The 1,891-nt window shown below is 56.0% G+C and carries 3 protein-coding genes; all 3 read left to right on the plus strand.

Annotation, left to right across the window (positions count from 1 at the left end):
• Positions 1-571, plus strand: a 571-nt coding sequence (locus ACN4EK_RS32490) for a TetR/AcrR family transcriptional regulator (protein WP_431662582.1), incomplete at its 5' end; no start/stop codon positions are given.
• Between the two features lie 51 nt (positions 572-622).
• Positions 623-1,060, plus strand: a complete 438-nt coding sequence (locus ACN4EK_RS32495; protein ID WP_431662583.1) for a carboxymuconolactone decarboxylase family protein — start codon at positions 623-625, stop codon at positions 1,058-1,060.
• 95 nt (positions 1,061-1,155) lie between these two features.
• Entirely contained in the window at positions 1,156-1,686 is a 531-nt protein-coding gene (locus tag ACN4EK_RS32500) for a dihydrofolate reductase family protein (RefSeq protein WP_431662584.1), read from the plus strand.
• Positions 1,687-1,891 lie beyond the last annotated feature (205 nt).

Below are 1,891 nucleotides of genomic sequence, written 5' to 3' on the forward strand. Positions count from 1 at the left end.
CAGCCATCCGCGGGATCTGCGCACAGAGCTTCTAAAAGCTGCGCTTGCTTTCATCAAGCGCGATGGCCTGCATGCGCTCAGTCTGCGTGAAGTCGCCCGCGCCGCCGGCGTATCGCATAACGCGCCTTATCGTTACTTTGCGAACAAGGAAGCCTTGCTCGCCGCCTTGGCTGCGTCAGGTTTTGCGCAACTCAGGGCAGATCTTATGGCCGCAGGTGCGATCGAGACTGACGACCGGCTGGTCGCGCTGGGCTCAGCTTATGTGAGCTTTGCGAGGGCGAACGCTGGTTTGTTTCGTCTCATGTTCAACGGAGGCATTGACAGACAGGCTTTCCCGGAACTTGCCCAGGCAGCTTCTGAGGCGTTTGCGGTCCTTCTCAACGCGACAGGCGAAAATGGTTCCGTGTGTAGAGATGCGGCGCTTGGCGCATGGTCCATGGTTCATGGCCTTTCGAATCTGGTTGTCGAACGTCAGCTTGGCGAAGACCTTGAAGCAGATATCGAAGCCAGCTTGATCCTGCGTCGCGTGGCAAACGCATATGACCGGATGCGCGCAAACCGAAAACAATAAACCAAGGCGGCGCTAAGAGCGTTCTGAGCAGATTGAAGGACACTTACGAGCATGATGGGGAAGATACTCGGCCACGCAGCCGCATCCCTGCTGACGATGTCAGCCACGAGTTGGGCGGCGACGCCGGATGAAGCTGAGGCGGGGTCGCGGGCGATCATCTTGGACATGCAGCGTAATGGCTGTGCCTATTGCGTTGATATGCACACCAAGGAGGCTCGTCGCGACGGACTTAGCGAGCAATGGATCAACCTCATCTGCGTTTGGCGGGATTCCCCGGTCTTTGACGCGCGTGAGCGGGCGATCCTTGGCTACACCGAGGCCCTAACGGACATCTCCCAGACACATGCCCCCGACGCAGATTTCGAGCCGCTCCGATCCCATTTCACTGAGGCAGAAATTACCCGGATCAGTGTTGCCATTGGGACAATCAATGTCTGGAGTCGTCTTTGTGTCGGTTTCCGATCGCAACATCCTGTGGATGGTCTTTGAAGCGCTTTGCTCGTCACTTAAACCAACAAGAGAAGAAGGAACACAGAGTCATGGGTCAATTGATCAGCTCAGCATTCATTTCCCTCGACGGCGTCATGGAGGCGCCAGGCGGGGAACAGGGTTACCGCAATAGCGGCTGGACCTTCAAAGACATTGAATTTGTGGCTGATGCATACGAGCTAAAAGCACGGGAGCAAACGGAAGCTACCGCTATGATGATGGGTAGGCTGAGTTACGAGGCGTTCAGCGCTGTTTGGCCCACAATGACCGATGAATTTGCGCATTACAACGGTCTGCCTAAATATGTCGTATCGTCTACTTTGGATCCAAGCAGCCTGGTGTCCAATTGGGGCAACATCAATATACTGCGCTCGCTTGAGGAAGTCGCGGCGCTTAAGGACTCGCATGATGGTCCAGTCATCATTCATGGAAGTGCAACGCTGAACCGGAATCTTGCGGATGCTGGTTTAATTGATAGGTATCACCTACTGATTTTCCCAGTTCTCCTTGGCGCTGGTAAACGGTTGTTCAGCGATGGCGACAAGGACAAGCAAATGCTGTCCGTTTTGGAAACTCAGACCTATGCCAATGGCGTGCAGAAACTCGTTTGCGACGTGCGGAGGTAATAACTGAATCGGGGAGCTCGTCTTCGAGCCTGTGGTCAGCCAGAATTTCACGAAGAGCGCGAGCGCCTCGTTGCCGACATTCACGTCGCGCTCCAGCCGCCTCACCGCGCGGGTGAGCCGGTCGAGCCGGCGCACAATGGCGGCTTCGCGCTGGTCCGCGCCATCGGGCGAGAGGAAGACGGCGAGCTGTCTCTTATACACATCT

Source organism: Pantanalinema rosaneae CENA516 (assembly GCF_050753385.1).
Classification (GTDB): domain Bacteria; phylum Cyanobacteriota; class Cyanobacteriia; order Leptolyngbyales; family Leptolyngbyaceae; genus Pantanalinema; species Pantanalinema rosaneae.